The 7,032-nt window shown below is 45.5% G+C and carries 5 protein-coding genes; 2 read left to right on the forward strand and 3 right to left on the reverse strand.

Features of this window, described 5'->3' with window-relative positions:
- Nucleotides 1-3: 3 nt before the first annotated feature.
- Nucleotides 4-855 carry a DUF4438 domain-containing protein gene (locus tag V512_RS12835; RefSeq protein WP_099830855.1) on the reverse strand — a complete coding sequence of 284 codons (852 nt, stop codon included), beginning with the start codon at nucleotides 853-855 and terminating at the stop codon, nucleotides 4-6.
- 107 nt (nucleotides 856-962) lie between these two features.
- On the opposite strand from V512_RS12835, the gene ylqF reads away from it, so the two are divergent.
- Nucleotides 963-1,799, forward strand: coding sequence for a ribosome biogenesis GTPase YlqF (gene ylqF, locus V512_RS12840; protein WP_099830856.1), 837 nt, complete (start codon nucleotides 963-965; stop codon nucleotides 1,797-1,799).
- On the opposite strand, the gene V512_RS12845 is transcribed toward ylqF, so the two are convergent.
- Nucleotides 1,769-3,004 carry a radical SAM protein gene (locus V512_RS12845; protein ID WP_099830857.1) on the reverse strand — a complete coding sequence of 412 codons (1,236 nt, stop codon included), beginning with the start codon at nucleotides 3,002-3,004 and terminating at the stop codon, nucleotides 1,769-1,771. The genes ylqF and V512_RS12845 overlap by 31 nt on opposite strands.
- A gap of 385 nt (nucleotides 3,005-3,389) precedes the next feature.
- The gene (locus tag V512_RS12850) at nucleotides 3,390-5,108 is read right to left on the reverse strand and encodes an IS1634 family transposase (RefSeq protein ID WP_108702535.1); all 1,719 of its coding nucleotides are present in this window, start codon (nucleotides 5,106-5,108) and stop codon (nucleotides 3,390-3,392) included.
- 441 nt (nucleotides 5,109-5,549) lie between these two features.
- Between V512_RS12850 and V512_RS12855 the strand changes: the two genes are divergently transcribed.
- Nucleotides 5,550-6,896: an FAD-dependent oxidoreductase gene (locus tag V512_RS12855; protein ID WP_099830858.1), complete on the forward strand. Its 1,347-nt coding sequence runs from the start codon at nucleotides 5,550-5,552 to the stop codon at nucleotides 6,894-6,896.
- Nucleotides 6,897-7,032 lie beyond the last annotated feature (136 nt).

The following is a 7,032-nucleotide window of genomic DNA, read 5'->3' on the forward strand; positions in this document are numbered from 1 at the left end:
AACCTAGATGAAGTCAATCACATTGGATTTGTCGCTTATTTCGGGGATTATTATGCCCTTGCCGTCCGCCATTACTACCGTTACGCCGGGGCCGTGACCGGTAATTATACAGTCTCCGTGCACAACTACTCCGATAGTAACGGAGCCCTCCATATAACCTCCAAGTCCGAAAGAATCGTTGTGATTTTCCAGGGCTACGAAATCGCCTATTCTAAGCCTGTCGAGACCGACTTTCTTTATGAGTGCCCTGTCATTTGTGATGATGTCGTAGTCGCCACCGGAAGGATCTCCCGATCCTGAGCCGGAACCCATGAGATAACCGGGTACTATTGCCCTTACTGGGAAGTAGATCTTTCCATCTCCTTCTCCAACGGGTATCCTGTCTAAAAGCTCAGGATCGATATTGTATACCCTGATTGAGGGATAATCTTCAAGCACTAATCCCTGACCGAATCCGACAACCTGTATCTTGTCTCCGATCGCCATCCTCTTCTTTATGTCTTCTTTGAAGTGAATCAAGACATGATTTATGCCGCCATGCTTGCCTATGACTATTCCCTTCTCCCCCTTTGCATCTCCGCTGATTAAAGTGGCCGAATTTCCGATACAGGAATAACCGACATATGCTGAGTTCTTGTCAGCTTCGGAGTTCTTTGTCGAGACATCCGGCTCAACATGGTCGCCAACCATCTTGAAAGCACTGTCTCCAAGAGCAAAATTATAGGTAATGCCTCCCGTACCCGGGAAAAGTCTTGGAGTCCCATCTACTTCAAGTCTGAAAGGGCTTCTCCTTAGTGGATGTGCAACTTCGCCAGAGACAGAGATCTTCACTACAAAAGCTTTGTTTGTCTTCAATGTCTTCTCCTCCATTTGGTGTTCTTGTTAGCATGTAGTACATATACATTATATCAACTGAAGAACGTCGGTCGAAGCGTGATATAATCCACGCTGGAGGTAATCATATGTATTATCCGGGCCATATCCAGAAAGCGAAGAGACAGATCCAGAATTACATGAAGTCCGTAGACGGAGTTGTCGAGCTGCTTGATGCTAGGATTCCTCTCACTAGCAGGGCTTATGAAGCAGAACGGTTGTTTCAGAACAAACAGCGTATTGTCGTTCTGAACAAGTCTGACCTGGCCGATCCTGAGATCACTTCCATGTGGAAAGAGCATTTCAGAGCACAGGGAAGCGGAGTTGTAGAGGCTTCACTGAGATCAACAGACGCCAGGAATTTCATAATCAGAGAAATCGTACCTCTATTAAAAAGCAGGTTCTACGAGAAGAGGTTCATGGTCGTCGGAATGCCAAACGTTGGAAAGTCTACCTTTATCAACAGACTCAAAGGCAAGAAATCACTGGCTGTAGGAAATAGACCGGGGATAACGCGTGGAGTACAATGGATAAATGTCTCTAAAAGCATTTCCGTTCTCGACACGCCGGGAATTCTATACTCTGAACTTCGCTCTCTGCAAGTAACGACGAAACTTCTAGCGGTAGGTTCCCTACCGTACGAGAAGTTTGGTCCGCTTGATGCTTTCGAAATGGTGCTTTCCTTAATTGTCGAAAGATACGGTAAGGTTCCCCTTGAGGATTACCTTGGTGAGAAATTCGCCAATGGAGAAGAGTTTGTCGAGAAGTTCTGCAGAAGAAGAAACTATCTTGCCAAACAGGGAGCGCTCGACACAACCAGAGGAGCCCACACTTTTCTCAGAGAGGTCGCGGCCGGGAAGGCAGGAAGGTTTTCCTTCGAAGATCCCAAAAGCTTTTACAGTACCGATTCGCCCGAAACAGAGTGATCTCTCGCTCTGCTTCTCAAATCGGCCCATATTTGATCAATAAAACTGTAGGTCAGCCACTCTTCGATGATGTGGAGTTCCCTTGTGCCCAATCTGGTTGGTTTGATGATGTCACTCTCTCTTTTGAGATACCCTCTTGTTATTGTCGAGTAAAGGAGAAATCTCATCCTCAATGGAAGTCTTCCAAAGTGTTCTTCAACACTGCCGAGATCGAGGTGGCCACCGTAAAGCGCCCAGAAAGAGTAATAGAGAATCGCCGAAAACTTACCCATTTTGATCGTCTTACTGACCGGAAGCTTCCCGGAATCGACAAAGGAGAAGTATTCATCGAGAGAAAAGGTATTAGTTCGAAAATCCTTTCCGTTGAAGGAAGAGGCGCTCGTGCCAATTCCCATAAAGAACTCACGTGAAACAGAGCTGTACTTTCTCTTTTCTCCCCTCTTTTTGAAGGTCCAGAGAGAATCTCTAACATAACCATTTGTGAGAGCGACGTCTTCAAGTTCTTCCAGTATCTCGAGTTCCTTCTCGGGATCGTTCTTAGTGTTTTTGTAGGCCGTGTCTGCAAAACGCATCATTGGATAGACTGATACCTGTTCCGGGCCGTAAGAAATAGCCGTCTCAAGATCCTCAACGATTCTTCCCCGGTCAAGTTGGTAATCGAAGATCAAGTCTACGTCTACAAAGTCAAAGCCCGCCGAAGTAGTCTCGGCTATCGAATTATGCGAAACGCTGGAATCCTGTCTCCTTCGCCCCATAGAGTTCAAAGTGAAATCGTCGAAGGATTGTATTCCCAGACTGACGAAGTTAACGCCAGTCTCTCTTATTTCTTCAAGCCTCTTAATGGAAACATCTGCCGGGTGGATTTCAAGAGCGATTTCGCCATTCGCCATTTCCCTGAAATGAGAGACAACTCCCTTTAGAAGGTTCAGGTCATAAGAAGGTGTTCCACCTCCTATGTATATGGAACTGAATTGTGCGATTTTTTGGAGATCGGATTCGCGCTTCAAAGTCGTTAGGTATTTGTTTGTCAGTTTAGAGTCGTATTTGATTTTGTTGTAGGGGCAAAAGCTGCAAAACTCCGGGCAAAATGGTATGTGTATATACAGCCCTGGGGATGAATTAAAGCTCAGTGGTCCAGCACCATCCGCGTCCTCTATTATAAACAGCCTTTTGCCAAGTTCCATAACTCTTTCGGTAAGACTCATTTTTTGCCCTCCCGCTCCATTCTAGTACGTAAAGTGTGCTAATATAATATATGTTTTGAGCATATATCTTATTCTATTTGGATTACATCCCACATTTCTCACCTTTTTGACGTTGAACTCACCGGAATTATCGATTCGCGGCTAGAAACATCTTCGAATATGGTCTTACCACTTACCATGCGGTTCCTGCTGAAACCACACGGTCTTTGGTTCATCTGTTGTTTTCTACAGCACTCAGTCAGGATGAGTTAGTGGATGGGGATTGTCATTGAGATGCTATCCTGCTACTGTCCTGTTCAAATGTGAGCTATCTGCTCTTCAACGAAAATGTGTTCATCAAACAGCATCCGGGGTATATCTCAGATTCTCTCCTCATCTGCTGTGTTTAAGTCACTATTGGTGTACACAAACACTCTGGATCAAGAAATACCGAAGAGTCGAGTCCCAGAGTTTCAAGAAACGACTGTTGTTGTTCTGTCGGACCCTTTAACAGCCATCGTTGGCCTTTGAGTAGTATGACCTGAATACCAAGAAAGACTGTTGTCATCATGAACGCAGTGGGTTTGTTTGTCTTTTTGTTATCCCAACCAGGAACGGTAGAGTTCGTTTGCTCCAGGTATAACCTCATGGATCGTTCCATAAGCCTCCATACCATAAGGGCAATGATCAGGATCATACCAAGAGCATCAATACGTGAAGGTGTCTTGAGAAACAGATCATTTACTACCAGCGGGTCTTTGAGAAATGCAAAGTCACTCTCAACGATGTATTGTCCCTTGTAAGTTCGAACGATTCCTTTACTGTCCAAAGCGTCTTTGCCCTGAGCCGGGACGTTGGTCAACAAGACAAAACATCCAGCCATTTCTTTCTCTCTTTCTATCCCTTCAGTCCGTTCATTGAGTTTGTAAGAAAGCTGGTAGTGAGTAACTGTGGGAACGGGTCTGTCCTTGGGCGGGCGTCCCCGTTGTCTTACTTCCACTGGATCAATGCTGACAGAAACCTTGTGGAGCCTATCCGAAAGTTTCTCTACCTTTAGTGCTGCTGCTTCGGCATCAGCGTAGCAGAAGTATACCTTTTGGATACGCTTCAGTTGTTTGGAGATCGAGCTCTTCGATGCAGCAATTTGTCTGTCCAGTTTCTTCTGCTTTCTTTTGTCATGTGAATCAGAATGAACAACAACGGCTCTGTAGGATGTATCATACAGCTTCACAGATGTCTCATAAGCTTTGTATTGTGTATGAGAACGAGCGTCAGTATCTGAAGGCTCTGCTACAGGTCCTATGTACTCCCATTGCTTTGCATTTACTGCTTCAATGATGGCTGCTTTACACTCATTATATGTTGCAGGTAGACGAGAGATGAAACGGTTCGTTCCTATTGCCTTCAGATTGTCCTGAGTGACCATGGCAGAATCAGCAACGTAGACAAATGCCCCCGATCCAAGCCCGTGCTTTGCCATGATGGAGCTTATGCGTGACAACATCTGGTTGTTCGATGTCTTATCCGATGCATTTCCATCCAGGGTTCTGCCAAAGATGGGAACTCCCCTGTCTACACACAGCAGTTCTGTCATGAATTGTTTGAGTTGAGGCTGATAATCTTTGCTGTGACCATAAGTGATCAATGGCCCTGGGGGTGGTTCTTCTTCCTCACATTGGCGATACTCTCCCCACACACTGGTAGAGGTAGTATCGTAACTGAGAGTTCTCAAGTCAAGCTTGAAAATAGATGCTGCACGCTGACCTATCTCTGTAATTATCTTCGATGTCCCACAGGCGAAGACGGCATCAAGGGACCTGGCAAGGTTGGTATCATTGAAGCTGTGGACATCAATCTTCTGTCCCAGCAATAACTCGGTATCCTGAGTTGCAAGAAAGTTTTCCAGCCTGTATAAGGGGCTCCTTCCTGACAAAACATCCAGTACCATGGCTTGAACCACCAGCCCGGGACGCAGTTCCATCTTTGAAGAAACCATCTGGTCTACAACTTCTGCCAGTTTGAGTTTCTTGCAGTATGCTGCAGCAATAGGAAGGAAACCATGATTATATACGCTCGCATCTTTCAGTCCTGCCAGTTCATCAGGTAAGTGATCATGATCTTTCATAAGCTCTCTCCTTCATAAGTGCCAGGTTGATCTGTGTGATTTCTTCCACGATCTCCTGTAGTCTGTGATACTGTTCAATCCCTTTCAAAGCAGCAGATACCTGTGACTTTGGAACATACTTCTGGCGTTGACGTCCTTCTTCTTGAACTACAAGGTAATGTCGAGGACCATGACGATTACCTGTATGACAGGAACAATTGCGGCGTGAACAGGTGGAATATCTCTCAAACCATGATCCGTGGATAAGATGGGATAGAGTGCTCAATTCTTTGAGCAATATTGCTCTTCTAGCGAGTAGTTTTTCAACATATGCATTTGACATAGCACTATCATAGCATATATAATAAATGCTATACAAGACAAAGAGAAAAGACTCTTTCTGAAATGCCCGAGAAAATAACAATCAAAGATGTGCAGAAAGGTGAGGAATGGAGGTGTTACATGAAAAAGGACGTAGTGATAGTGGGAGGAGGTCCCGCCGGTATAGTAACGGCGACAACGGCAAAAAAGACATATCCTGACAAGAGTGTAGTGGTAATTAGAAAGGAAAGGGAAGGAGTCGTCCCATGTGGAATTCCATACATATTCCATACTCTTCCGACTGTAGAGGCCAATACCATGCCGATAAAAGGTGCGCAGGATCTGGGAATCGATTTCATTTTTGATGAAGTCGAGGAAATCAGTACTGATTCCAAGAAGGTCAATCTCTCCGGTGGGGAGTCTATCGAATATGAGAAATTGGTTATTGCCACGGGTTCGCAGCCCATATTACCTCCAATAAAGGGCAGTAAGCTTTCAGGTGTATTTACTATAGCCAAGGATAAAGAGTATCTGAAGACTGTATATGCTGCTGCAAAATCGGCGAAGCAAGTCGTAGTCGTTGGTGGAGGTTTCATAGGAGTGGAAGTTTCGGACGAGATCCTCTCCGATGGCAAGGAAGTCTACCTTGTTGAAGCCGTTGACCAGATACTCATGGCAGCCTTTGACAGGGAATTTGGAACAATGGTAAGTGAAAGACTCGAGAAGAAAGGCATGAAGCTACGCACCGGGATGAAGGTCAGTGAGATAAAAGGAGAAGACAAGGTATCCGGAGTTCTACTTGACAACGGCGAAGAGATCGAAGCAGATATGGTGATACTTGCAATAGGTTACAGACCGAACGTGAAGCTTCTGGAAAATATCCGCGTTCACAGGGGTATAACCGGTGGAATATGGGCCGATGAATACATGAGAACCAGTGTTGACGATGTCTTTGCCGCCGGTGACTGCGTCGAACACAAGTGCTTCTTCACGAGAAAGCCGAGTAGGTTAATGCTGGCATCTACCGCGGCTTTTGAAGCGAGAGTTGCAGGTTCAAACCTCTTCAGCCTCAAGATGGTTAGGGAGAATCACGGAAATCTTGGAGTGTTCTCTACTTCTGTGGCCGATTTAACGGTCGCCGCCGCGGGACTCACGGAGTGTACGGCAAAGATGGAGAACTTTGATTACGTGGTTGGCGTTGCAAAGGGAATAGATAGACATCCCGGTTCGCTTCCCGACAAGTCGGAAATTTTCGTCAAGATGATCTTCTCCAAGGAGAGCGGAATTCTTCTTGGCGCGCAGATGGCGGGCGGAAAGAGTGTTGGAGAGATGGTCAATATTATCGGTCTCGGTCTACAGAAAGGAATAACCGTGAACGATTTCCTCACGATGCAGATCGGTTCCCATCCACTGCTTACTGCCGCCCCTACTACCTATCCGTTGACTATTGCAGCTGAAAACGCTCTAATGAACTTGAGAAAGGAATAAGAAACACTACAAATAGAAGAAGCTACCCAGAGGGTAGCTTCTTTTTCTTGACTTTATCACTTGGACCCATAAAACAAAGAAGATAGCGTCTGAAACCCGCATGGTTTCGTAAACGCTATTTTTTTGTCTATATTTT

Source organism: Mesotoga sp. Brook.08.105.5.1 (assembly GCF_002752635.1).
Classification (GTDB): domain Bacteria; phylum Thermotogota; class Thermotogae; order Petrotogales; family Kosmotogaceae; genus Mesotoga.